Genomic DNA, 23,204 nt, shown 5'->3' with positions numbered 1-23,204 from the left:
ACGCCCTCCCGACACGGCGTGACCTGCGTGTTTGCAGAGGTTCAAGGAATTCGAGTGGAGTTTGTCTCTATCACTCATCCGGCGCCTTGCATTTCCCGCACGGTCGTGCTTTTGTTGGCGGGTGAGTAAGGGCGAGGAAACCAGGGCGGCGGTGCTCGACCAGGCCGTGGACGTCGCGCGCCGGGTCGGGTTGAGCGGCCTGACCATCGGCTCGCTGGCCGAGCAGGCCGCGCTGTCCAAGAGCGGCCTGTTCGGGCACTTCCGGTCCAAGGAGGCGTTGCAGCTCCAGGTGCTGGAGCATGCCCGGGCGGGTTTCGAGGAGGCCGTGGCCCGGCCGGCGCTGCGCGCGCCGCGCGGCGAACCCCGGCTCCGTGAGCTGTTCGACCGGTGGCTGAACTGGGACGCGTTGCCCGGTGGCTGCCCGTTCGTGGCCGCCGCGACGGAGTTCGACGACCGACCCGGCGCGGTGCGCGACCGGCTGGTCCGCGACGAGCGCGACATGTTCGAGACGATCGGCACGGTGTTCCGGTCCGGCATCGCCGAGGGGCAGTTCCGGGGCGACGCCGACCCCGACCAGTTCGCCCAGGACTTCTACGGCGTGATCCTCGCCCGCCACCACACGATGCGGCTGCTCGGCGACGAGCGCGCCGACAGCCGCGCCCGCCGCGCCTTCGAGGCGCTGCTCGCCGCCGCCCGCACCACCCCGTCCGACTGACGCCACCGCTTCAACGGGGACTGGAAGCACCTCCCCGTTTCGACCGAGAGAAGGACAACCGCAATGACCGCCGTCGCCGATTCGCGCGTACAAAAAAGCACGACCGTTCGTTTCTTTACGGTTCCAGCCCCGATGCGGGCGGCGTTCGCGGTGCTGAACCGCGCCGCCCCCGCGCTCGCCGCCCGCTGGGCCGAACACATCTGGTTCACCCTGCCGGGATCCGCCACCCAGGCCCGGCCGATTCCGGTGCCGGGTGGTCAGCCCTTCACCGTCCGCGCCGAGGGGCACGACGTCGCCGGCCAGGTGTGGGGCAACGGTCCGACTGTGTTCCTGATGCACGGCTGGGGTGGCTACGCCGGCCAGCTCGCCTCGTTCGTCACGCCGCTGGTGGACCGCGGACAGCGCGTTGTGGCGTTCGACGCGCCCAGCCACGGCCGGTCCGCCCCCGGCGCGTACGGGCCTCGGTCGTCGTCCATCCCCGAGTTCGCGGCCGCCCTCACGGCGGTCGTCGCCGAGTTCGGCCCGGCCCGCGCCGTGATCGCCCACTCGATGGGCGGCACCGCCACCGCGGTGGCCCTGTGCGACGGCCTGCCCGCGGGCCGGATCGCGCTGCTGGCCCCGATGGCCAGCCCGGCGTCGCACGCCCGCCAGCTCACGGACGTGCTCGGCTTCGGTGAGCCCACCTACCAGCGGCTGATCGCGCGCGTCGAACGCCGCGTCGGCGTCCCGATGCACCACTTCGACGTGCCGGAACTCGGTCGCGCGGTCGCGATGCCGCCCACCCTGGTCGTGCACGACCGCGACGACAGGCACACCCCGGTCGGCGGCGGCGCGGCGATCGCGGCGGCCTGGCCCGCGGCGCGGCTGCATGTCACCGAGGGGCTCGGGCACCGGCGGCTGTTGCACGACCCGGACGTCGTGGCCAAGGTCGTCGATTTCGTCACCGCCTGATGCGTGCCGTTCCGGGATCGGTCCGCGGTGGCGGTCGCGCCATCGCGGACTCCTGGGCGGTCCATTCCTCATCCCAGTCCCGCGGCCCGGGCCGAACATGTTCCGCCCATCACATACGCGCCCCGTGGGCGCATCAGCCACTCGTTCGCGACCTTGTCGGCATCGTTGGCTCGCGGGTCGCCGCGGTGCCAGCCGTGCAGCTGCCGCCCCCGCTTGCCCAGCGGGTCCGCACGGCTCTGATCCGGCCCGGCACGGGCCATGCGCTTGTCCGGCAAGGAGGGAGGTCAAGCCATGGAAACCACGGCGAGGATCGGCTCGGTGGGGGTGGTCGAGCCACCGGCAGGCTCCAGGGACACGCCGAGCGCGTCGTACCCGACCAGGCCATCCACCACCCGAAGGGACGCCGCCTGTCCCGGCGGCAGGACGCCCGCGTTGGTCGGGGTCGCGCCCTTGATCAGCCACAGCTGCAGCGCCTGGTTCGGCGCCGGCGCTGTACTCGCCGTCAACACCACGACACCCGCGTTGTAGCTGGCCGACGCCGCCACCACGACCCGGCCGCCACCGCGCACGGCCGACGTGCGGATCTGCACGTCCGGGGCAGCCAGGATCGCCTGCACCCGGGCCGCCCCGGCCCGCGCCGCGTCCGCCACGGCCTGCTGCTCGCGGACCCGCTGCTCCTGAACAGCCCAGGTTGCCGCGCCCGCGCCGGCGGCCAGGATGCCCGCCGCGGCGGCGGCCACCGTGTACCGGCGCCACCGGGACAGCGCGGCACCCGCACCGCGTTCCCGCCGCGCCGGTCCGGGCGGTAGCTGCCGCGTGCGACCGACGGCGGCCAGCACCTCGTCGCGCAGCCCGGGCGGCGGCACGGACCAGGTGCCCTCGGCCAGCCGGGCGGTCGCCTCCCGGAACCCGGCGACTTCGGCCGCGCACGACGCGCAGCCGGCCAGGTGCCGTTCGAACGCGGCCCGTTCGATGTCGTCCACCGCGTCCAGCGCGTACGCACCGGCCAGGGCGTGGATGTCGGTGCTCACGACGCCACCTCCACACCCAGGCAGTCCCGCAGGCGGATCAGCCCGTCCCGCATCCGCGTCTTGATCGTCGGCAACGCGCTGCCAAGCAGTTCGGCGACCTGCCGGTACGAATGGCCACCGTAGTAGGCCAGCGTGATGGCCTCGCGCTGCACGTCGGTCAGGCTCTGCAGGCAACGGCGAACCTGCTGGCGTTCCAGCCGGCCGGTGACCGCGTCCACGACCTCGTCGTACGGTGTCTGGCCGGTGCCGGCCGCGTACCGGCTCGCCCGTTCCGCGCTGGCCTGCTCGGCGCGGACCCGGTCGACGGCGCGGCGGTGCGCGATGGTGAACACCCAGCCGGTGGCCGAGCCGCGCGAGGCGTCGAACCGAGCCGCCGTGCGCCACACCTCGATCAGCACTTCCTGGGTTACCTCCTCCGCCTGCGCCGGATCCCGCAGCACCCGCCGTACCAGGCCGAACACCCGCGGCGCGACCAGGTCGTACAGGCGGGCGAACGCCGCGTCGTCGCCGCGGGCGACGGACCGCAGCAACGCCTCGGCGTCCTGCACCGGTGCGTGGCCGGTCACCGCCGCCGGAGGCTCCGGCCGGTTCACACCCTCACCAGCGTCGCTCATGGCCCTCCCTCTTCCCAGCAGCGCGGTCAGCGGGTCCGACGCGGCACCCGGGATTCGTAGCACGGCGGCGAGCGGATTGGACCCGGAATGATTTCGGATCATCTCCCGGTAGCTACCACCGCGACGGTGACGAATGCGGCCTCGACGGCGAACGAGTCGGTGGGTTCGCGAACCGCCCCGCCTGGCGGCGGGTCCTGGTGGGCGCGGCCCCGACCGGGCGGGGTCGCCTTCGTCGGGTCGCGGCCGCGACGAGGAAACCCGCGGCTCCGACAAGGACGATCATGGTGCCGGAGGGCACCCCGGCGTGATAGCTCAGGTACATGCCGACCAGGCCGTACGCCGCCCCCGCCAGCGTGGAGAGCAACAGGATCCGGGCGAACGAGTCGCTGAGCATGCGCGCGGTGACCGGTGGGATGACGAGCATCGCCGCGACCAGCGTGACCCCGACAACGGTGAGTGTGGTGAGCAGGCTCAACGACAGCGTGGTCAGCAGCAGAACATCCGTTGCCACGACGTTCACGCCGCTGACCTGCGCAACGTCCGGGTCGAAGGTGGCGAACAGCAACGCCCGGTAGCGGAGGAAGACGACAGCCACGGTCAGCGCGGCGACCAGGCACAGGGCGATGAGCTGCCCGCGTGAGATGCCCAGGATGCTGCCGAAGAGCGCGTTCTCGAAGCTGGGCCCGGTGGTGCCGAAGCGGGTGAGCAGAGCGACCCCCAAGGCGAACGACGCCGTCGTGACCACACCGATGGCGGCGTCGGCGCCGATGCGGCGGCGACGGGTGACGGCCAGGATGCTGACGGCGGACAGGACGCCCCAGACCCCGGCCCCCCACAGGTAGTACCTGGCGCTGATGAGCTGGCTCGCCGCGAAGCCGCCGAAGATCGAGTGCGACAGCCCGTGCCCGATGTAGCTCATGCCGCGCAGGGTGATGTACACGCCGATGAAACCCAGCAGAGCGCCGGACAGTACGGCCACGCCCAGCCCCTTCTGGAAGAAGGCGTACCGCAGCGGATCGATGACCGCCTCGACGATCGGGTTCATGCGTCAGCCCGCCTTCCGGAGGGTCGCCCACCGCGCCGGGGACTCCACCACCTGGGGGAGCCCGAGGTGGCGCAGCACCTCCATCCGCGCGCCGTACGTCTGCTCCAGCACCAACGGCATGATGACCTCGTCGGGGTCGCCCGCCGCGATGATCCGTCGATTGACGCAGACCAGTCGGGGCAGATGCGCCGCCATCCCGTTCAAGTCGTGCGTGCTGAGCACGATCGCGATACCCCCGGCGTGCAGGTCGGCGAGCAGGTGCAGGATCTCGTGCCGGGTGGTCGCGTCCACCCCGGACGTCGGCTCGTCCAGGACGAGCAGCTCCGGGTCCTGCATGAGCGCGCGGGCCAGGAACATGCGCTGCTGCTGTCCGCCGGACAGTTCGCGGATGTGCCGCCGGTGCAGCGAGCCGATCCCCAGCCGGTCGAGCAGAGCACCGACGGCGGCGCGCTCCGCCCGGCTCGGCCACGGCACCACGCGGTGGCGTGTGATGCCGGTGAGGACGCACTCGGACACGGTCAGTGGAAAGTCCCAGTTGACCGTCTCCAACTGCGGGACATAGGACGTCCGCAGGGCGGGCCGGCGCTCGACGCGGCCGGCGACCGGACGCAGCGTGCCCAGCAGCACCCGCAGCAGGGTCGTCTTGCCGCCGCCGGACGGACCGACGATCGCCGTGAAGTCGGTCCGGCACACGTCGACCGTGATGTCGGACAGCACGAGCGGACCGTCGTAGCCGACTGCCACGTCATGCAACCCGATGAGGAGGTCCCGGCGCGGTTTCACTGCGGATACACCGCCTCGTCGACGACATCGGTCTGGGCCGTCGCCACCGCGTCCACGTTCGTCGCTGTTCCGCCCAGACCGCGGATCATGGTGCCGAGGTTGTACCGCATCAGGCCCAGCCAGGAATGCTCCGGCTGACCGGGCGACCCGGGCAGATCATCGTCGCGCAGGGTGTCCTCGTACCGGGCGCCGGTGGCCCGCCCGATCTCCGCCAGTACCTTCGAGGGGAACACCTCGGACCCGAAGATGGTCGGCACCCTCGCCGCCCGGATCTGGTCGATCAGATCGGCCAACTCGCGGGGCGTGGGATCCGAGAAGTCGCGTGGTTGCACGGCGCCGACGATCGTCCATTGGAACGACCTTCCGAAGTAGGCGTAGGCGTCGTGGTACGTCAGCAGCCTGCGCCGGTCCACCGGGACGGTTTCCTGGTCGGTGCGCAGGGCCACGATCAGCCGGTCGACCGATGCGACGAAACGGTCCGCGTTGCTCCGGAAGTAGGTCGCGTCGGCGGGGCTTCGCGCGCCGAGCGTGTCGGCGATGAACCGGGCGTACCTGATGACGTAGGTCGGGTCGGTCCAGAGATGGGGATTGGGCTTGCCGTCCTCTTTCGGGAACGAGGAGTCGAAGATCCATTGATCCTCGGGCAGGACGCCGGTGCCCAGCTCCACGATCTTCGCCGCGGGCTTCCTGTTCTTCTCGGCGAGTCGCGCCGTCGGCTCCTCCAGGCCCAGCCCGTTCAGGAACACGACGTCGGCCTGGCTGAGCAGCTTGGCGACGCTCGGCGCGGGTTCGAACGTGTGACTGTTCGTGCCTTCCGGCACGATGCCCTCGACCCGGCCGCGATCGCCGACGACGGCGGACACGATGCTGGTCAACGGGGCGACCGTCACCGCGATCACCAGCCGGCCCGTACCGTCGGCCGCGGACACGGCAGCGCAGCCGGCCGTCGGTAGGAGCGACAGGGCGAGTACGCCGCCGAGGAGTCTGGCGCCTATCGATGATCGGCTCATGTCCCGGTCCCTTCAGTCGAACGGTGATCAAGGTCAGAGTGCGAACAGCGACCGGAGCGCCATCCCGCAGCCGAGCACGACGATCAGCGTCGAGGTCAGCGACGGCAGGACACGCCCGAGGCGGGCCATCCGGGCCCCGCGGCCGAGACGGCGGGACAGCACCGCACTCCAGCGGCTGAGCGCGAGTCCGATGCCGACCAGGGCGGCCGCCATGCCGATGCCGTACGCGAGCACCAGCAGGACGCCGTACCAGGGTCGGCCGAACGCCACCGCGCCCAGCAGGACGACAACGGCTGACGGAGTCGGCACGAGGCCGCCCGCGAAGCCCATCGCGATCAGCCCGCGCAGGCTCATTCCGCCGCCCATCGGGCCGTGGCTGTGGCTGTGCGGGTGGTGGCTGTGCGGGTGGTGGCCGTGCGCGTGTCCGTGGTCGTGCCCATCGTCGTGGCTGTGGGCGGGATCGGCCGACTGTCGGCGGCGCTGGACGGCCCGGCGTAGCAGGCCGGTGCCGACCGCGGCGATCAGCAACCCGCTGACGACCCCCAGCCAGCCGTAGAGCCGTTCCGGCGCGAACGTCAGCGAGGTGGCGAGGACGACGCCGAGCACGAGCACGCTCGTCGTGTGAGTCGCGGTGACCGTGAGGGCCACGACACCGGCCTGGCGTACGGTCCCGCGTTCGCCGATGAGCATCGCGGCCATCACCGTCTTGCCGTGGCCGGGGGCGAGCGCGTGGCCCGCGCCCAGCATGGCGGCCAGGGCCAAGGCGAGGACGGCCAGCCCGACACCGAGGTGCCGCCGCCCGATGAGCCCGGTGAACGCGGCGGTGAGCCGGTCGACGTCCGGGCCAGCCGCCCGCGTCCCCCCGGCGTCCGGCGTCGAGAAACCGGGGTCGGCGCCGGGGCGTGCCCGCATCGACGCCGTCCGCTCGTCCAACGCGGCGGCGCCCTCGGGATAGGCGCGCAACCGGTCGCTGCGACTGGCGGCCGGGACACTGGAGTCGAGCAGTTGCACCCCCTGGCCGACAGCGGTCACCTCCCGCCATCCCGGCCGGTCCGCAAAGGCGTCATTGCGGTACGCGATCTCCGCCTCCCGTTCCACCACCACCGCCGCCCGCAGGACGCACTCCAGCCGCAGCGTGGCCAGCCCGGCAGCGCCGGGCGGGAAGTCGATCCGGGTCGTGACGACGGACAGCGGTGCGCGCCGGCCGGCCACCTCCAGCCGGGCGTCGGCGGCCCGCGCGGCGCACGCGGCGACGGCGTACCGTTCGCCCTCGACGGTGGAGACCGCGCCGTTACGGTCGGCGTCCACCTGCTCCGTACGGGTCTGGTAGGCGGGCAGTTCGGCCAGGTCCACGACGTAGTCGACGGTGACCGCGTCCCGGCTGACGGTCAGGCCGGCGTACTGGTTGACGGTGAAGTTGCCCAGCGGGTGCGCCGCGGCCGGTGCGGCCGGCAGCACCGCCGCCACGGCTCCGGCGGCCGCCGCCACCCAGGCCAGCAGGCGGGCCTTCATCGTGGCCCGCCCAGTGACGCGAGGGTGCGCCGGGCGATCGGCGCGTGCCGTACGGAGAAGTGCGGGTTCATCCGCAACGCGGCCTCGAGGTCGGCGCGTGCCGCGTCCACCCGCCCGGCCGCCGCGAGGACCATGCCACGGTGGTAGCGCAGCACCGCGCTGCGGGTGCCGAGTCGCAGCGCCTGGTCGGCGTACTTGACGGCCTCCGCCGACCGCCCGCTGGCGTGCAACGCCCAGGCCAGGGCGTCGGCGGCGGCGATGCTCGGCTGCCGGTCGTAAATCTGCCGGGCGGCGGTCAACGCCCGCCCGGGTTGTCGGTGATCGGCATCGAACAGGGCGATTTCCACGTCGGGGGCGACCCCGGCCGCGGCCTGCACCTCGCGGGTGACCCGGACCAGCCCGTACTGCTGCTCGGCGGCGCGCTCGTCGCCGGCGGCGGCGAGCAGGTCGCCCAGCTCGGCCGCGTACCCCGGCAGCGGTGCCACCGCCAGCACCGCGCGGTAGCCGGCCTCGGCACCGGCCCGGTCGCCGCGCGCCGCACGCACCTTCGCCTGCCCGACCCGCAGCGGCAGGTAGGCCGGATCCCGGCGCAGTCCCGCGTCGAAATGCTGCGCCGCGGTCGCCAGGTCGCCCGAGCCGAACGCCAGCTCGCCGAGCTGATACAGCGCGAACGCGGCATCCGACGGTGACGCCGCGGCCTCCAGCGCCCGGCCCATCGTCGCCCGCGCGCGGCCGAGGTCGCCGCGCAACTCCCAGGTGTACGAGGCGCGGGCGTAGGAGGCGGTGTCGGGCCGCAGGTCCACCATCTTCTGGACCGCCTGGAACGCCTCGTCGTAGCGGCCCAGCTCGACCAGCGCGTCGGCCACCACGCCGTACGCGCTCGCCCGGTAGGGATCTGCGGTCAGCGCGTCCCGGCCGTGGCGCAGCGCGGCGGTGAAGTCGTGCCGGGCGGCGGCGAGCGCACCGAGCCCGGTCAGCGCCGGCACGTTGCCCGCCGGCCGGATCTCCAGCGATCGGCGCAGCGCCCGCTCCGCGCTCGCGTAGTGGGACGGGTCCGCGGTGGTCCGCGCCCGCTGTACATAGGCGGCGCCGAGCTCGGCCCAGGCGTTCCAGTCGCCGGGTAGCCGGCGCACCCGCTGTTCGAGCCGGGCGGTCGCGTCGCCGCCCGCCCCGGCGCTCGCCGGTTCCACCGCGGCGACCCGGCCGCCGCGCTCCGGCAGCAGTGCGCCGCCGGCCACGACAAGCGCGACGGCGAGCACTCCGCCACTGATGATGATCGCACTGCGGCGCATGTGGTCGCCTCCTCAACGGGTTGTGCCGCACCGCCTCATCGCAGGCCTCGTCGCGTGTTCCGGTGCGTCCATCGCGTGCTTCGGAGCCGGTGACGGTTCGGATGGCCGTCCGTCGCCTTGCCGACACCCGACCCATCCACCCCGGCCCGGGGTGCGAACTCCCACCGACATTTCCGCGGCGGCCCGTGGGGAGCAGACCCGGTTCGCCGCTCATATCCGAGGAGGCACGACATGCACCACAGTCGACCTACGCGCCGAGCGTTGACCGCCACGGTGGCGGTCGCGGCGGTAGCAGCAGCGGGGCTCGCGTCACTCGCGCCGACCGCCGGTGTGGCGTCCAGTCACCGGGAAGCGCCGCTGATCGCCGGCGAGCCGAAGCTCGACAACACGGACGTGTACGCGTTCGTCAGCCCGGACGCGCCGGACACGGTGACGATCATCTCCAACTGGATTCCGTTCCAGGAACCCAACGGTGGCCCGAACTTCTACCCGTTCGCCACGAAGACCGCGTACGACATCCACATCGACTCCGACGGCAACGCGAAGCCCGACCTGACGTACCGGTGGACGTTCACCGACAACTACCGCGACCGTGGGACGTTCCTCTACAACACCGGGGTCGTCACGTCGCTCAACGACCCGGATCTGAACTTCTTCCAGACGTACCGCCTGGAGGCCATCACGCCGAAGGGCTCCACCGTCCTCGTCCGCAACGGCCGGGTGGCGCCGTCGCGGGTCGGCAACGGGTCCATGCCCGACTACGGCACGCTCGCCGATACCGCGATCACCGGGCTGCCCGGCGGCGGCAAGACGTTCGCCGGCCAGGCTGACGACGGCTTCTTCCTGGACCTGCGGGTGTTCGACCGGTTCTACGGCGGTGACTTCTCCGAGATCGGGCAGGACACGGTCGCCGGTTACAACGTCAACACCCTGGCGATCCAGGTGCCGAAGAACGTTCTCGCCCGCAACGGCAACGCGACCCGCAACCCGGTGATCGGGATCTGGAGCACCACGTCGCGGCAGCGCGCCGAGGTCGTACGGGCCGACAACAGCCGCAAGCTGTTCGGCGGCTACCAGCAGGTGTCCCGACTCGGCATGCCACTGGTCAACGAGGTCGTCATCCCGCTCGGTCGCAAGGACGAGTTCAACGCGACCAAGCCGCAGGACGACGCCAAGTTCGCGCGGTTCGTCACGAACCCCGAGGTGCCACGACGCATCCAGGACCTGTACCGGATTCCGGCCCCGGCGACCCCGCGTAACGACCTGGCGGAGGTGTTCCTCAGCGGACTGTGCAAGGCCTGCGGCCCCGTCGCCGTGGACCTGAACTCGCAGCGGTTGAACAAGGACGTCGACCCGGCGAAGTTCAAGCTCAGCGAACAGCTGCGGCTGAACATGTCGATCCCGCCCACCGCCCAGCCCAAACGGCTCGGCGTGCTCGGCGGCGATCTCGCCGGCTTCCCCAACGGCCGCCGGCTCACCGACGACGTCCTGGACATCACGCTGCAGGCCGCCGAGGGTGTGCTGCTGCCCGGGCATCCGGCCGCGGTGGACGGCCTCGGGGACGCCGTCGACGCCAACGACGTGCCGTTCCGGGCCCGGTTCCCGTACCTGGCGCTGCCCAACGTGGCCGCGGTGAACCGGAACTGATCCCGCTCCGGCCGGGCGTCGCGTCCCGTTTCGCGGCGCCCGGCCGGCTCCAACTCGCAACCCGTGGGAGCGACCATGAAGAACGCCGCCATCGCCACCGCCGTGACCCTCTCCCTCGCCCTCGCCGGCGTGGTCGGCTGGCACACCCTGGGCCCCCGGAACGACCCGGCCCCCGAGCTGCCGCCGCCGGGAGCGTTCCGCCCGGGCACCTGCCGGACCGTCGCCGAGCCGGTGCTGTCGCTGGCCCGTCTCGCGTACCGCGCCAAGGACCGCCCGACCGTCCCGGCACCCGACCGGGCAGAGCTGGCCAGGGTGCAGACCGTGTTGGTGTCGGCCCGGTCCGGTGCTCCCGAGGACCTGGCCGATGCGCTCGACGGCGTTGTGGTGGCCATCGGGTACGCCCGGCTGCGCGTGGACTCCGGGACGTTCCAACCGTCGTACCTGCGTGACCTGGACACCGCCCGGCAACGCCTGCAGGCGGCCTGCGTCGCCTGACGGTCCTCAACGCGCGGGGCACGGGTGGATGCCTGGACATGGTTCGGCCTGCACCGGCTGCGCTGGATTTCGACCAGGCGGACGACTGAGCCCTTCATCATCGCCGTGGCAGGCGCACTTCGAACCGGCATCCGCGGTCGGTGTTGCGTACGCCAACATTGCCGCCGTGTGCCTCCACCAGGCCACGGACGATCGCCAGGCCGAGCCCTCCCCCACCGCCGGAGTCGACCGCGCCGGGCGTACGCGAGCGTTCGCCGCGGAACGCGACGTCGAAGACCCGGTCCAGGTCGTTGTCGGGGATGCCGCCGCAGGTGTCGGAGACGGCCAGCCACACGTCGTCGCGTTCGTGCCCGGCGGTGATCTGCACGGTGCCGTCCTCCGGGGTGTACCGGACGGAGTTCATCAAGAGGTTGCTGACGACGCGGGCCAGTTCGCGTTCGCCGCCACGGACCAGGGGCCAGCCGCTGTCCGCCGCGACCACATTGACCTTGCGGCGGGCGGCCAGCGGGGCCACGCCCGCGATCGCGTCGGACACCACGTCACGCAGCGGCACCGTGGTGGGGTTGAGCCGCAACGCACCGGCATTGATCCGGGACAGCTCGAACAGGTCGTCGACGAGCCGGGTCATGCGGTCGGTCTCCACCCGGATCCGCCGATGGTACTCGTCGACCGTTGCCCGGTCGTCGATGACGCGGTCCTCCAGGGCCTCGGCCATCGCCCGCAACCCGGCCAGCGGCGTGCGCAGGTCGTGGGACACCCAGGCGACGAGTTCGCGTCGCCCGGCCTCCAGCCGTCGCTCCCGGTCCCGGGCCGCCTGCGCCCACACGGCGGAGGCCGCGAGCCGGCGGCCGAAGACCGCCCCCACGGCGAGGCTGATCACGGCGGCGGCGCTGACCGTCACGAGCACGACATTGAGGTCGTGGCCGGACAGGAACATGGCCCGCGCCACCGTGGCCACACCGGCGACCACTGCCAGCACGGTGACGGCCAGCAACACCAGGATGTGTACGAGGATCGAGCGCCCGCGCAGCAGCCGCAGCGCCCCCGCTCCGGCCAGCCCGACGACACCTGCGGCAGCGAGCGCGTAGAGCCCGATGAGCAGCATGTCGTTCACCGGCCGTCCCCCTCGTCGAGCGGGTCGTACCGATAGCCGACGCCCCAGACGGTGCGGATGCGGCGCGGTTCGGCCGGATCCTGCTCGATCTTCTCGCGCAACCGGCGGACGTGGACGGTGACCGTGGACTGGTCGCCGAACCGCCAGCCCCAGACCTGGTCCAGCAGCTCGGCCCGCGACCACGCGTGCCCGGGGTGGCCCATGAGGAACGCCAGCAGATCGAACTCCCGGGTGGTCAGCGCGAGCGGCGCGCCGCCCAGCTCGGCGATGCGGCGCGCGGTGTCGACGCCCAGGTCCGCGTCGGACAGCCGCGCGGGGACGGCGGGTCCGGCCGCCGGCTGCCCGGCGGCGCGGCGCAGCACCGACCGGATCCGCAACACGAGTTCGCGCGGGGAGAACGGTTTGGTCACGTAGTCGTCGGCGCCGACCTCGAGCCCGAGGATGCGGTCGGCTTCCTCGCCCAGCGCGGTGAGCATGACCACGGGCAGATCGGGCAGCTGCCGCCGGACCCGGCGGCACACCTCCAGGCCGTCGATGCCGGGCATCATCAGGTCGAGTACGACGAGGTCGGGGCGCTCGGCGGCGATCGCGGCGAGGCCGTCGGCGCCGTCGGCGGCGAGCCGGACCTCGCAGCCGGCCTGTTCCAGGTAGCGCCGGACGACGTCGCTGACCGTCGGATCGTCGTCGACCACCAGTACCCGATGTCCCACCCTGGCCACGCTACCCATGCGCGGACCCCGGGCCGCTCTCGCCTGGTCTTTCGGAATTCTTACGGCCTGCCGCCGGTCGGCCGGCCCGGGCCCGCCGCAGGCAAGCCGGCAGCGTCGCGCAGGCGACCAGGAGCAGCACGACGAGCAGATTCCGACCGTACGGCAGGGGCAGCACCGAGGGGTTGTCCGCCGCCTTCCCGGCGCCGATGACCAGGGGGAACGCCACCAGCGTGAGGGCGGCGGCGCTGATCGCGGCGACGTGTGCCACGGGCCGGTACCGGGGTGGGACCAGACGCGCCAGAGCGGCACCGGCGGCCAGCACGGCCAGCATCCAGACGGCGTCGTGGGCGATCAGCACCCCGGCCATGAAGAGCAGCACGCCGAACACGTTCAGGCCGGGTTCGGCGAGGGCACCGGCCGCCGCGTACGTCATGACCAGGAGCCCGGCGGCGACCAGCACGGCCCGGGTCCTCATCGCGGCCCGCCCACGGTGATCCGGCCGATCCACTTGGTCTGCAGCACGCCGGGCCGGTTCGGGGCGATCAGCCGCGCCGGGTAGCCGTGGTCGACGTGCAGGGGTTCGCCGCCCAGGCGCAGCGCGATCAGCGTCGACGGGTCACCGGTCAGCTGCGGCGCGACCGTCGAGGCGCGGTAGCGGCCCGCCGCCTGCAACGACTCCACCAGCACCGTGGCCCGGCCGGGGTCGGCGCCCACCAGCGCCACCAGGTCACGCAGGCGTACGCCGGTCCAGGTGCCGGTCGCGCTCCAGCCCTCCACGCAGGCGATCGGCAGGTGCGCGGTGTGGTGCGGGAGGGCGTTGAGGGCGGCGAGGTCCAGGCTCAGGCGCCCGCCGGGCCCGGCGACCAGCAGACGGTACGACGGATCCAGCGCGGCGGCGCGTACCCCGGCACCGTCGGCCGTCTTGTTCACCGGGAGGCTCTGTGGTCCGGCGTCGGGGCGTCGCGGGGCGAGTAGCGCGAGACCGGACAGGGGCCGCAGCGTCTGCCCGACCGTCGTCACGGTGATCAGCCCGGCCGCGGCGGCGGTCGCCGTGAGCAGCCCACGCCGGCTCGGCCCGACCGGGCTCGGGGCGGGCGTCGGCACGGCCGGCGGCGGCACGGCCGGCGGCGGCACGGCCGGCGGCGGCACGGCCGGCGGCGGCACGGCCGGCGGCGGATCGGGGGCCGGTCTGCCGAGGGCGCTGGTGACGACCGGCAGTTGCACGCCGATGTGCGCCAGCAGCGCGCCGACGGTGAGCCAGCCGACCCAGTAATGCCCGGTGGTGAAGAAGAACGGCATCGGCGCGTACCACCGGGAGATGTTCAGCACGCCCCCGACCAGCTGGAACAGCGCGGCGGCGACGAGCACGGCGACACTCGCGCGCTCGGCCGCGTGGGCGAGCGACCGGACGGGTGGCCAGGTGAACAGGCGCGGATAGACCGACCACAGCTTGACGCCGAGCAGCGGCACCGAGGCGAGGCCGGTCGCCACGTGGATGCCCTGGGTCAGCTGGTAGATCCACACCGGGTGGGCCGGCCAGACGAACCAGCCCGGCGGGTGCTGGATCAGGTGGCTGAGCAGCCCGGTGAGGAAGCACACGCCGAACGCCACGCCCAGCGCGACACCGAGCTGGCTCGTCAGCCGCGCCGAGCGCAGCGGCGAGGAGAACGCGCCCGGGCGCAGCGGTCCCCGGCGCAGCGTCGCCGGTGGTGCCGGCAGCGGCGCCAGCCACCATCGGGCGAGTCGGCGCAACACGGTGCGGGAGGAGTTCAGCGCTGGGTCAGGGTGGCGAACCATCGTCCTTGCTCCGTCCAGGTGTCGAGGATGCGCAGCGCGGTTGCCGCGGCCAGCACGGCAAGCTCGTCGACGGGGACGCAGGCCCAGTTCAGGGCGCTGCCGGCCCCGGCCGGTTCGCGCACCATGGCCGTGCCGGACCAGGCCGGCGTGCCGGGTGGCGACAGTTCCGCGTGCAGCTGTCCGCCGGGGGTGAGCAGGCGGCGGCAGCGGTGCAGCAGCCGGTACGGGTCGCCGCCGATGCCGATGTTGCCGTCGGCCAGCAGCAGGTGCCGCCAGCGGCCCGTGCCCGGCAGCGGGTCGTACACGTCGCGGTGCAGCGCGACGGCGCCGCGGCGGCGGGCGAGGCGGACCGCGGTCGCGCTGATGTCGATGCCGAGGGCGGGTCGTCCCGCCCTGTTGAGGGCGCTGGTGAGCCGGCCGGGACCGCAGCCGATGTCGAGGGTGGGGCCGGTGCAACGCTCGAGCAGTGCCGCGTCTCCGGCGATCGAGTCCCGGCACCAGGCGGCCGGGTCGAACCGGTGTGTCCCACCGCCCGCGTGCCGTGCGGTGAATCCGGCCGGGCGCCCGGCCGCCGCCCGGGCGAGTGCGGCGTCGAAGACGGCGTTCACCGGATACCCGCCGTCCGAGCCGGCATCGTGGCGGCGTTCATCGGGCGCCGGCCCGACCCGCCACGGTGGTGGGCGGCGAGATCTCGTCCGTGAGCCGGGTGCGAGCCGGCCGTAAGCGCCGGCATTTCGGCGGCGACGGCGGCGGCGAACCGGCTGCCGGGCGGGCACAGCGCGGCCACGGCGCGGGCGTCCGCGGCCGTGTCGACGTCCCGTAGCCGGGGCAGCAGGTGCACCCGCAGGCCGTGGTGGCGCAGCGCGGCCAGGGTCCGCCCTCCGGTGTCCGGTGTGGAGGTGGGAATGGTGCGCAGCAGCTCGGCGTGGCCGGGGTCGCGCAGGCCCAGCACCCACCAGCCGCCGTCGACGGCCGGCCCGAACACCGCGTCGGGGCCGTCTGCCGCGCCGAGCGGCGCCAGGGCCGCATCCACCTGACCGGCGCTGAGCTGGGGTGTGTCCATGCCGATCAGGACGGCCGGGGCGTCCAGCGCCCGGGTGTCCGCGAACCCGTTGGCGAGGCGGTCGCCGAGCGGACCGCCCCGCTGGGCGAGCGTCGTCCAGCCGGGCGGGGCCGGGTACCGGCCGTCGACGACGAGGACCCGGGCGCCGGCTCCGGACGCGGTGACCGCGCCGAGTGTGTCGCTCAGGGCGGCGGCGGCGATCCCGGCGGCCTGAGCGGGGGTGCAGGGTGGACACAACCGGGTCTTGACCCGTCCCGGCACCGGCGCCTTCGCCAGCACCAGGATCTGCGGCCGGCGCGGGGCGTACGTGTTCATCGGGCCAGCACCGCGCTCATGTCGCGGACCGCGCGGAGCGTGCCGCGCAGGGTGCCGGTGACCTTCGAGCGGGTGCCTGCCGCGCGCGGGTGGTAGTCGACGTCGACCTCCACCACCGGCCAGCCGGCCCGGCCGGCCGCGATCAGCAGTTCCAGCGGGTAGCCGAAACGGCGGTCGCGCAGCCGCAGCGCCAGCAGGTCATCGCGGCGCACGGCCCGGACCGGCCCGATGTCGTGCACGGGCAGCCCGCTCGTGCGGCGCAGCCGCCAGGCGAGGGCGGCGTTGGCGGCCCGGGCGTGCAACGGCCACACCGCGCGGGCGGCTGGGCGGCGGCGCCCCACCCCCAGCCGCGCCACCCCGGTACGCACGAGGTCGGCGACCCGGGGCAGCTGCGCCGGGTCGAAGCTGCCGTCCGCGTCCATCACGCACACCACCCCGTCGGCGGGGTCCGCCGTCAGGACACCGGCGTGGACGGCGGCGCCGTACCCGGGCTGGGCCACGCTGATCACCTCGGCGCCGTGCGCCCGGGCCACCGCGGCCGAGCCGTCGGTGGAGCCGTTGTCGACCACGATCGGCCGGTACCCGGCGGGCATCCGGGCCAGGAGATCCGGCAGGGCCGCAGCCTCGTTCCGGCAGGGAAGCACAACATCGGTCATGACGCCGGACGCTAACCGCGGTCGGGCCGGGAAGGGCTTACGCGGCGATGACAAGGTCTTACGGAACGGTGACGTGGCCGACGGTTCTTACGAACCCCTGACGGCTGGCCGCAACCGCGGTCCCCGGCCGCGATCCGGGCCTACCGTCACCGGGTGACCCGCATACTCGTGACCGGCGGAGCCGGTTTCATCGGAACCCACGTCGCCGCCGCCCTGCGCGACGCCGGCCATCAGGTGTCCATCGTGGACTGCGGCCATCCCGGCGCCCACCGCACGCCGCTGCCCGACACCGTGGCCGGGGCCCCGCTGCACCGGGCCGACCTGCGGGACCGCGCCGCGGTCGCCGAACTCCTGGCCGGCATCGACGTGGTGGTGCACCAGGCGGCCATGGTCGGGCTCGGCGTCGACCTCGGCGATCTGCCCGAGTACGTCGGCTGCAACGATCTCGGCACCGCCGTGTTGCTGGCCGAGATGGCCCGCGCGGGCATCCACCGGCTCGTGCTCGCCAGCTCCATGGTCGTCTACGGCGAAGGCGCGTACGAGTGCCCCCGCCACGGCCCGGTACGCCCCGCCCCACGCACCATCGCGGACCTGGACACCGGCCGATTCGAGCCCGGCTGCCCCCGCTGCGGATCCGCCCTGGAACCGGGGCTGGTCGACGAGGACGCACCCCTGGAACCGCGCAGTGTGTACGCCGCCACCAAGGTCGCCCAGGAACACCTCACCGCGGCGTGGTCCCGGCAGACCGGCGGCGCCGTGGTGGCGCTGCGCTACCACAACGTGTACGGGCCGGGGATGCCCCGCGACACCCCGTACAGCGGCGTCGCCGCGATCTTCCGGTCCGCGCTGGCGGCCGGGCGGGCACCACGCGTGTTCGAGGACGGCGGCCAGCGCCGCGATTTCGTGCACGTCCTCGACGTGGCGGCGGCCAACCTGGCGGCCGTGACGGCAACCGGTGCGCGCGGCGGCTGGCACGCGTACAACATCGCCTCCGGGCAGCCGGCCACGATCGGCGAGGTGGCCGCCGGGCTGGCGCGGGCCGCCGGTGGCCCGGCGCCGGTGGTCACGGGCGAGTTCCGGCTGGGTGACGTACGGCATGTCGTCGCGTCGCCGGCGCGCGCCGAGGCCGTCCTCGGTTTCCGGGCGCGGGTCGGCCCCGCCGACGGCATCGCGGAGTTCGCCCACGCCACCCTGCGCGGATGACCGCGCCGGTCCGGACACGACACCGGCCGGCGCGGGCCGATCTGATCGCTGCGGGCGCCGCCCTGAGCCTGTTCGCCTCGGCCGCCGCCGTGGGGGCGGTGCTGTACCTGCTGGGTCATCCGGTGCATGCCAGCGCGGCGCCGCTGTTCGCGGCGTGGCTGCCGCATGCCGGCCCCGGCACCCCGCTGGCGGTGGTGCTCGCCGTACTGGTCTGCCGGTGGGGGCCCGCGCTGGCCGCCGCACTGCCGTGGCGGCGCCTGCTGGTCCTCGCCTACGCCACCGCCGCGGCCTGGACGGCGTCGCTGGCCCTCGTCGACGGCTGGCAGCGTGGCATCGCCGGACGGCTGACCACACGGTACGAGTACCTGCACGAGGTCGGCGGCGTCAGCGGCATTCCCGCCATGCTGCGCGGGTTCACCGCGCGGATCCTCGACTTCCAGCCGGACTCGTGGACCACTCACGTGGCCGGTCACCCGCCCGGGGCGCTTCTGGCGTTCGTCTGGCTCGACCGGGCCGGGCTGGGTGGTGGCGCGCCGGCCGGTGCGCTCTGCATCCTGGCGGCGGCATTGGTCGCGGTCGCCGTGCCGTACACGGTGCGGCTGCTCGGCACCGACGACGCGGCGCGCGCCGTCGTGCCGTTCGTGGTGGTGTTCCCCGGGGCGGTCTGGTCTGGCGTGTCCGCCGACGGCATGTTCGCCGGGGTGACCGCCGTGGGTGTCGCGCTGCTGGCCCACGGGGTCACCCGCAGGGTCGCGGGCGCCGCGTTCGCCGGCGGCGTCCTGCTGGCGTTCGGCTGCTACCTGTCCTACGGCCTGGTCCTGATGGCCCCGATCGTCGTGGCGGTGCTGATCCTGTCCGGCCCGCACCGGCGCACCGCGTGGTGGGCCGGTGCCGGTGCGGCGCTGGTCGCGGCCGGGTTCACCGCCGCCGGGTTCCACTGGCTGACCGGCTACCACCTCGTCATCGAGCGCTATTACCAGGGCCTTGCGAGCCGGCGCCCGTACGGCTACTGGGTGTGGGCCGATCTCGCGGTGCTGGCCGTGTCCGCCGGCCCGGCCGCCGCGGTCATTGTGCGCCGTGCGGCCTGCACCGGATGGCAGGCGGGCGGGCTCCGGGCCGGGATCAGCGGGGCCGGGCACGCGGTGGTGGCGAACCTGCGGCGGCCCGGCGCTGGTGCATCTGGTCGCTGGCTGCTGCCGCTTGCCGTCGCGGCGGCCATCGTCGCCGCCGACGTGTCCGGCTACAGCAAGGCCGAAGTCGAACGCATCTGGCTGCCGTTCGCCGGATGGCTGATGGCCGGGGCCGCCCTGATCCCGCCCGGCGACCGCCGGATGTGGCTGGCCGTGCAGGCGGCCGTGGCCCTGACCGTCAATCACCTGCTGCTCACAACCTGGTAAGCCGCGCGTGGCTGCGACGCGACTTCTTACCGAACGGTGACGTACCCGGCTGTCATCGACCGTTCGGCGCATAGCGGCCCGTACCCCGTGGCGCCGGCACACGACCGAGGCCGGTCTCTGACAATCCATGAAGGAGATTCCCATGAGACGCAGGGCGATGCGACCGTTGCTGGTGGAGTCCCGGCCGGCCAGGCTGGCTGTGGCGGCGGCGGTGCTGGCGGCCACGGCGGGGCTGACCGTCACCTTCGTGTCCAGCGGCGGCAAGGGCACCGCGGACGCCGCCACCACCCTCGATGAGTTCGTGCCGATCCAGGACGTCGCGCCGAACGTGCGCACCCCGAGGCCATCCGGTGGCGCGTCGACCGGGCGGTTCACTGTCGACTGCGGGACCAATCGCGGCGGCAAGTTCAGCCCGGACAACCCGGTGGCACAGCCCGGCATCAAGAACGGCGCGGAGCACGTGCACGACTTCGTCGGCAATCTGGCCATCACCGCGACCTCGTCCGACCCCGACCTGGCCGCGTCGGGTACCACCTGTCGCAACGGCGACCGGTCGTCGTATTTCTGGCCGGTGGTCCGCATCGACAGGAACGTCCGCAGCGACGACCAGGTGCGGCAGGCGCTCACCCGGACCCAGCCGGAGGTGGCCTGCCCCCGCGTCCGCGACCGGCTGCCCGCCGTGCCCGCCGGCGTCCGCACCAGTGTTGAGCGCCGCCTCGCGGACCTGAACAAGCTGGAAGCCGTCGCCGGCCAGCGGATGGCTGCCAGCCGCGGCCGTATCGACGCGGACCTCAACAATCAGGTTCTCGGCTGGCTGCGCTCGCGCCGGGCGGCATTGATCAACGGCATCAGCGCGAGCATCGGCAGCCGGGCCGACGGCCTGGTCTCGCTGGCCGACTGCGACGTCAGTTACGACGGCATGCACGCCGCCATGCCGGGCGCCTGGCATGCCGCGAGCGTGGCGGCCATCCCGGTGGCGAACCCTCAGGTGCACTGCCCCACCGTCCGCGGCAGGCTGCCCGGCGTACCCGCGCAGGCCGTCGCCGAAGTGAACCGCGGCCTCGACGAACTCGACCGGCAGACGTCCGCGGCGAACGAGCGCCTCGTCACCGCCGGCAGCCAGGGCCGCGACTTCGTCGAGAATGCGATCATCGGGCCGCTGCGCGCGAAGCGTACGGCTGTGCTCGACCGCATCGCCACCACCATCGGCCGTTTCGGCGCCCGCCCGAAGGGACTCGAGTCCCTCGCCGGCTGTGCCCTGAACCAGTCACCCGCTGGTCCCCCGCCGACCGGCGCGCCCAGCAGCGCACCCGCCAGTTCCGCCGCGCTACCGGACCCGCAGGGACCCAACCAGGAACTGCCCGGCAACACCGGAGGCATCGTACGCCCGGCGAAGGTCCTCATCGAGTACCGCGGTAACGCCGTCAGCAAGGTCGTACCCATGCCGAGATTTCTCCGCGAGCTGACCGGTGACGCCAAGCCCACCAGCCGGGGCCCGGCGAACGCCCGCGCCACCTGGACCTGCTCCGGCTTCGCCGACCGGCTCGCCGACCGCTACCCGATCTGCCCGCCCGGCAGTCAGGTTCAGCGGGTGCAGGACTTTCCGGGATGCTGGGACGGCAGGAACATCGACAGCGCCAACCACCGCAGCCACGTCGCCTTCGCCGACCGGACCACCGGCGCCTGCCCGGCCGGTTTCACCGCGATCCCGCAGCTGCGCATCACCATCTCCTACGACATTCCCCGCGACGTGCAGCTGAAGGGCCAGTACGCACTGGACTCGTTCCCCGAGGAGAACCACAACCCGCTCTCCGACCACAACGACTTCATCAACGTCAATTCCACCCGTACGATGCAGCGCATCGCCGCCTGCCTCAACGCGGGCAGGGTGTGCCGCTAGCCCGGGTCGCCGACCGGGGTCCGGGCTCGCCGTCTGGTGTGCCCGGATCCGCGGCCGCCAGTTGGTCAGTGCACGTCGATGGGATAGCTGGTCACGTAGATCTCCAGCTGCTCGAATCGCTGCAGCAGATGCGCCTTGAAGTGGGCGATCCAGGCCCGGTGCTCGGCGGTGTCGTCCACGTCGACGATCAGCGCGAATAGCCGGTCCTGGTAGCGACGGCCGTCCGCGGTCCAGTTACCCACGGCGGCGTCGGGCCGGAACGTGAACGCGCCGAAGGTGTCGCTGACCTCCTTCAGCGATTCCGGTACGCACATCGGACAGGCGTCCATCACGAGCCGACCGTCGTTGAACTCGGCCGGCAGCAGGATCTCGTAACGGCGCTTCGTCACGCCGTACTCAGCGGTGTTCGGGGTTGGGCAGGTCGAACCGGCAGCCGGCGTCCCATTCGCTGCGCTGGTTGCCGTGCGCGGGGACCCCGCCGGCGTCCTTGAGCATCCGGGCCAGGTGTAGCAGGTTCCAGGTCATGAAGGTCGTGTTGCGGTTGGTGAATTCGTTGTCGGGTCCGCCGGAGCCAGGATCGAGGTAGGACGGGCCGGGCCCGGCTTCACCGATCCAACCCGCGTCGGCCTGGGGCGGGATGGTGTATCCCAGGTGTTGCAGGCTGTAGAGGATGTTCATGGCACAGTGTTTGACGCCGTCCTCGTTGCCGGTGATGAGGCAGCCGCCGACCCGGCCGTAGTAGGCGTACTGGCCGCGGTCGTTGAGCAGCGACGAGCAGGCGTAGAGGCGTTCGATGACCTGCTTGGTGACCGAGCTGTTGTCGCCGAGCCAGATCGGGCCCGCGATGATCAGGATGTCGGCGGGCAGCACCTTGTCGCGGTAGATGCCCGGCCATGCGTCGCTGGCCCAGCCGTGTTCGGTCATGTCCGGCCAGACGCCGGTGGCGATGTCGTGGTCGACGGCCCGCAGCACCTCGACCGCGACGCCCTGCGTCTCCATGATCGACCGGCTCAGGTCGATCAGGCCCTGGGTGTGGCTCAGCTCCGGGGAGCGCTTGAGCGTGCAGTTGATGACCAGGGCGCGCAGGTCGTCATAGGGCATCTCGTACCTCCAGGGTTCGGGTCCAGGCTCGGGGCAGCCAGGGCGGCCCGGCAATACCGGCGCCGCCACTGTGAGGTTCCCGGCGGGCGCTCTCACGCCCGCCATGGCGCTATTACACCCCTCTCCCGGTTGTTGCTAGTGGAAGCACACCTTGCCGGTGTAACGGGAACGCCCACCGTCGGGGAAGGTGAAGGTGCCCTGCGCCCGGAGCGCGCCGGTGGCGCCGGCGAGGTATCCGGTTCCGCCGGTGATCGTCTGCAGGTCCACGATCGAGCCGTCACCGCCGGAGGTGAAAGCGCCCGCGTTCTTGATGATCAGGGTGCCGGTTCGTCCACCGACCCTGCCGGTCAGGGTGGAGTCGGAGGTGAACAGCTGCACTGTGGTCGTGGGCGTGTCCGCGGTCGGCACGATGGAGGTGGCGCGGCCCACGAGCGTGCCGCTGACGCCGCCGCGGTAGGTCGCCTGGATGCACAGCCCGACCGGGGACGGGCAGCTGGGCCCGGTGACCGGCCGCTCGACGTAGCTGCCGGTGACGGGCGTGCAGTGGGCCGCCGCCTGAGTGGAGGTGGCGGGGCCGAGCACGATGGCCAGCACCCCCAGCGTGACGCAGACACGGAAACCGCGAGCTGCTGACATGTCGATCTTCCTTTCGCGGGGCGCGACTATCGGAATGCCGAACTCATCCAGGCGTAGTCTCTCCGCACGAACGGGAGGTTATGGGTCATAAACGTCAGTTTGACCACCTACGGTGTGATCGGAAAGGCCGCCTGCCAACGGGTGTGGCCGGGGTCCGGCCGGTGGGAGCTGGCGTTGGGTTCCCGCGGGCGCCTCACCAGGCGGACCGGCGGACCCC

General features: G+C 73.0%; 24 protein-coding genes. 7 read left to right on the top strand and 17 right to left on the bottom strand.

Going from position 1 to position 23,204, the window contains the following annotated elements; translation table 11 throughout:
- The first annotated feature begins 121 nt into the window (after positions 1–121).
- Together EV385_RS27780 and EV385_RS27775 are read left to right on the top strand one after the other, a co-directional pair.
- Entirely contained in the window at positions 122–715 is a 594-nt protein-coding gene (locus tag EV385_RS27780; protein ID WP_130512123.1) for a TetR/AcrR family transcriptional regulator, read from the top strand.
- 132 nt (positions 716–847) lie between these two features.
- Positions 848–1,666, top strand: a complete 819-nt coding sequence (locus EV385_RS27775) for an alpha/beta fold hydrolase (protein WP_165449635.1) — start codon at positions 848–850, stop codon at positions 1,664–1,666.
- 284 nt (positions 1,667–1,950) lie between these two features.
- Here EV385_RS27775 and EV385_RS27765 read toward each other — a convergent pair whose 3' ends face one another.
- From EV385_RS27765 to EV385_RS27735, 7 genes are all read right to left on the bottom strand, one after another.
- Positions 1,951–2,697, bottom strand: coding sequence for an anti-sigma factor (locus EV385_RS27765; protein WP_130512121.1), 747 nt, complete (start codon positions 2,695–2,697; stop codon positions 1,951–1,953).
- Positions 2,694–3,311, bottom strand: a complete 618-nt coding sequence (gene sigK / locus EV385_RS27760) for an ECF RNA polymerase sigma factor SigK (RefSeq protein ID WP_130512120.1) — start codon at positions 3,309–3,311, stop codon at positions 2,694–2,696. The genes EV385_RS27765 and sigK overlap by 4 nt, the downstream gene beginning before the upstream one ends.
- Positions 3,312–3,423: 112 nt before the next feature.
- On the bottom strand, positions 3,424–4,356 hold the full coding sequence (locus EV385_RS27755; protein ID WP_130512119.1) for a metal ABC transporter permease: 933 nt from the start codon (positions 4,354–4,356) through the stop codon (positions 3,424–3,426).
- A 3-nt stretch (positions 4,357–4,359) separates the two neighbouring features.
- Positions 4,360–5,100 (bottom strand): metal ABC transporter ATP-binding protein, encoded by a 741-nt coding sequence (locus EV385_RS27750; RefSeq protein ID WP_207229981.1) that lies wholly within the window; start codon positions 5,098–5,100, stop codon positions 4,360–4,362.
- A gap of 35 nt (positions 5,101–5,135) precedes the next feature.
- The gene (locus EV385_RS27745) at positions 5,136–6,149 is read right to left on the bottom strand and encodes a metal ABC transporter substrate-binding protein (protein ID WP_130512118.1); all 1,014 of its coding nucleotides are present in this window, start codon (positions 6,147–6,149) and stop codon (positions 5,136–5,138) included.
- A gap of 33 nt (positions 6,150–6,182) precedes the next feature.
- Positions 6,183–7,661 (bottom strand): HoxN/HupN/NixA family nickel/cobalt transporter, encoded by a 1,479-nt coding sequence (locus tag EV385_RS27740; RefSeq protein ID WP_130512117.1) that lies wholly within the window; start codon positions 7,659–7,661, stop codon positions 6,183–6,185.
- A complete protein-coding gene (locus EV385_RS27735) occupies positions 7,658–8,953 on the bottom strand; it encodes a tetratricopeptide repeat protein (RefSeq protein WP_130512116.1) in 1,296 nt (431 codons plus the stop codon). The genes EV385_RS27740 and EV385_RS27735 overlap by 4 nt, the downstream gene beginning before the upstream one ends.
- 261 nt (positions 8,954–9,214) lie before the next feature.
- Here EV385_RS27735 and EV385_RS27730 point away from each other — a divergent pair, with 261 nt between their 5' ends.
- Together EV385_RS27730 and EV385_RS27725 are read left to right on the top strand one after the other, a co-directional pair.
- Positions 9,215–10,600: a DUF4331 domain-containing protein gene (locus EV385_RS27730; protein ID WP_242625109.1), complete on the top strand. Its 1,386-nt coding sequence runs from the start codon at positions 9,215–9,217 to the stop codon at positions 10,598–10,600.
- A 75-nt stretch (positions 10,601–10,675) separates the two neighbouring features.
- The gene (locus tag EV385_RS27725; protein WP_130512114.1) at positions 10,676–11,095 is read left to right on the top strand and encodes a hypothetical protein; all 420 of its coding nucleotides are present in this window, start codon (positions 10,676–10,678) and stop codon (positions 11,093–11,095) included.
- A 97-nt stretch (positions 11,096–11,192) separates the two neighbouring features.
- On the opposite strand, the gene EV385_RS27720 is transcribed toward EV385_RS27725, so the two are convergent.
- Genes EV385_RS27720 through EV385_RS27690 form a run of 7 tightly spaced genes read right to left on the bottom strand, consistent with a single transcriptional unit; the run spans position 11,193 to position 16,750 of the window.
- On the bottom strand, positions 11,193–12,200 hold the full coding sequence (locus tag EV385_RS27720; protein WP_423203136.1) for a sensor histidine kinase: 1,008 nt from the start codon (positions 12,198–12,200) through the stop codon (positions 11,193–11,195).
- 5 nt (positions 12,201–12,205) lie between these two features.
- Positions 12,206–12,937, bottom strand: coding sequence for a response regulator transcription factor (locus EV385_RS27715; protein WP_130512112.1), 732 nt, complete (start codon positions 12,935–12,937; stop codon positions 12,206–12,208).
- On the bottom strand, positions 12,930–13,394 hold the full coding sequence (locus tag EV385_RS27710) for a hypothetical protein (protein WP_130512111.1): 465 nt from the start codon (positions 13,392–13,394) through the stop codon (positions 12,930–12,932). Before EV385_RS27710 ends, EV385_RS27715 begins: the two co-directional genes overlap by 8 nt.
- A complete protein-coding gene (locus EV385_RS27705) occupies positions 13,391–14,716 on the bottom strand; it encodes a molybdopterin-dependent oxidoreductase (protein WP_130512110.1) in 1,326 nt (441 codons plus the stop codon). Before EV385_RS27705 ends, EV385_RS27710 begins: the two co-directional genes overlap by 4 nt.
- Positions 14,689–15,324, bottom strand: coding sequence for a class I SAM-dependent methyltransferase (locus tag EV385_RS27700; RefSeq protein ID WP_130512109.1), 636 nt, complete (start codon positions 15,322–15,324; stop codon positions 14,689–14,691). The genes EV385_RS27705 and EV385_RS27700 overlap by 28 nt, the downstream gene beginning before the upstream one ends.
- On the bottom strand, positions 15,321–16,094 hold the full coding sequence (locus tag EV385_RS27695) for a TIGR04282 family arsenosugar biosynthesis glycosyltransferase (protein ID WP_130512108.1): 774 nt from the start codon (positions 16,092–16,094) through the stop codon (positions 15,321–15,323). Before EV385_RS27695 ends, EV385_RS27700 begins: the two co-directional genes overlap by 4 nt.
- Complete coding sequence (locus EV385_RS27690) at positions 16,091–16,750, bottom strand: glycosyltransferase family 2 protein (protein WP_130512107.1); 660 nt, start codon at positions 16,748–16,750, stop codon at positions 16,091–16,093. Before EV385_RS27690 ends, EV385_RS27695 begins: the two co-directional genes overlap by 4 nt.
- Before the next feature lie 153 nt (positions 16,751–16,903).
- Here EV385_RS27690 and EV385_RS27685 point away from each other — a divergent pair, with 153 nt between their 5' ends.
- The 3 genes from EV385_RS27685 to EV385_RS27675 all read left to right on the top strand — a co-directional run bounded on the left by EV385_RS27685 (position 16,904) and on the right by EV385_RS27675 (position 21,250).
- Positions 16,904–17,953, top strand: a complete 1,050-nt coding sequence (locus EV385_RS27685) for an NAD-dependent epimerase/dehydratase family protein (RefSeq protein WP_207229980.1) — start codon at positions 16,904–16,906, stop codon at positions 17,951–17,953.
- The gene (locus EV385_RS27680; RefSeq protein ID WP_130512106.1) at positions 17,950–19,350 is read left to right on the top strand and encodes a hypothetical protein; all 1,401 of its coding nucleotides are present in this window, start codon (positions 17,950–17,952) and stop codon (positions 19,348–19,350) included. The genes EV385_RS27685 and EV385_RS27680 overlap by 4 nt, the downstream gene beginning before the upstream one ends.
- A 142-nt stretch (positions 19,351–19,492) precedes the next feature.
- The gene (locus EV385_RS27675; protein ID WP_242625108.1) at positions 19,493–21,250 is read left to right on the top strand and encodes a DUF1996 domain-containing protein; all 1,758 of its coding nucleotides are present in this window, start codon (positions 19,493–19,495) and stop codon (positions 21,248–21,250) included.
- A gap of 65 nt (positions 21,251–21,315) precedes the next feature.
- On the opposite strand, the gene EV385_RS27670 is transcribed toward EV385_RS27675, so the two are convergent.
- From EV385_RS27670 to EV385_RS27660, 3 genes are all read right to left on the bottom strand, one after another.
- A complete protein-coding gene (locus EV385_RS27670) occupies positions 21,316–21,639 on the bottom strand; it encodes a hypothetical protein (protein WP_130512105.1) in 324 nt (107 codons plus the stop codon).
- Between the two features lie 7 nt (positions 21,640–21,646).
- Positions 21,647–22,351, bottom strand: a complete 705-nt coding sequence (locus tag EV385_RS27665; protein ID WP_130512104.1) for a flavodoxin family protein — start codon at positions 22,349–22,351, stop codon at positions 21,647–21,649.
- A 135-nt stretch (positions 22,352–22,486) separates the two neighbouring features.
- The gene (locus EV385_RS27660) at positions 22,487–22,987 is read right to left on the bottom strand and encodes a DUF3224 domain-containing protein (RefSeq protein WP_130512103.1); all 501 of its coding nucleotides are present in this window, start codon (positions 22,985–22,987) and stop codon (positions 22,487–22,489) included.
- Between the last annotated feature and the right edge of the window lie 217 nt (positions 22,988–23,204).

It is taken from the genome of Krasilnikovia cinnamomea (genome assembly GCF_004217545.1).
Taxonomy (GTDB): domain Bacteria; phylum Actinomycetota; class Actinomycetes; order Mycobacteriales; family Micromonosporaceae; genus Actinoplanes; species Actinoplanes cinnamomeus.
Note: the sequence above shows the minus strand (reverse complement) of the source record. Positions and strands in the feature narration are given on the sequence as shown.